A 1,157-nucleotide genomic window follows, 5' to 3' on the forward strand; every position below is an offset into this window, starting at 1 on the left:
TGTGGGCCTGTTGCGTAATTGGCTGGTTGTGATTCTGTGAGTGGGAAGCTCGGAGGGAATCGCGATGGCGGTGAAGCAAACGGGACAGTTGAGCCTGGTGGAGGCCTTTCTGGGCCAGAAGCTTGCTAGCGGTTCATCGCCGCTCGACCGTCTGTCCGGGCTGGCGAAGTGGTACCGCTTCGAGAAGCTGCTCAATCCGCTGCGCGATGGCGGGCCGGGACGCGCTGCGTGGCCCCCCTTGGTTCTATTCAAAGCGCTGTTGCTGCAATCGCTCTATGGGCTGTCGGACCGCGAACTGGAAGAAGCGCTTGGCGACCGGTTGTCGTTCCGGCGCTTTGTCGGGCTTGGTCTTGAGGAGAGCATTCCCGATCACACAGTGCTGTCACGCTTTCGCAACCTGCTCGTCAGCGAAGGATTGCTGGAGAAGCTGTTTGGCGAGCTGGACCGGCAGTTGGAGAAAGCGGGCGTGATCTTGAAGCGTGGCACGATGCTTGATGCGACGCTGATCAATGCCGTCTCGACCCCGCCGACAGCTGAGCGGCCTTCGAAAGATGCTGATGCCCGCCCCACCGTGCGCAAGGGCAAGGACGGCTTCACCTTCGGCTACAAGGCCCATGTTGGCGTGGATGAAGGCTCTGGGCTGATCCGTACGGTGATCACGACACCGGCCAACGTCAACGACACGGTGATGGCCGATGCCTTGATCTGTGGCGACGAGAAGACGGTATGGGCGGATGCCGCTTACGACACGCACGCCCGTCGTGCCCGGCTCAAAGCCGAAGGCAAGAAGGCGCGCATCGCACGCCGTCCCAACAAGCATCATGCACTGACGGTGCGGCTCAAGCATTACAACCAACTGATTGGCCGGCGGCGGGCGGCGGTGGAGACCACTTTCGCCACGCTCAAGAACCGCATGAAGCTGACCAGGATCCGCTATGTCGGACTGGCCAAGGCAGCCGGTCAGGTGACGATGGCGGCGATCGCCTTCAACATGCGCCGATGGGCTGCCATCACGGGATAGGTGCGCCCGCAGTCAGGCCGAATGGCCCAAACACACACCTCAAACCTCAAAACAAGGCCTCAATCCCCAAGAGGCAAGCAACGAACCACTGTATTCGCATCCCGGCCGCACTCTCTCGTACTGTGCAACAGGTCCC

The 1,157-nt window shown here is 61.4% G+C and carries 1 protein-coding gene; it reads left to right on the forward strand.

Features of this window, described 5'->3' with window-relative positions; genetic code table 11:
- Positions 1-64 precede the first annotated feature (64 nt).
- A complete protein-coding gene (locus ACWTU9_RS33120) occupies positions 65-1,021 on the forward strand; it encodes an IS5 family transposase (RefSeq protein WP_455862002.1) in 957 nt (318 codons plus the stop codon).
- Positions 1,022-1,157: the final 136 nt, after the last annotated feature.

Source organism: Mesorhizobium sp. 128a (genome assembly GCF_053848025.1).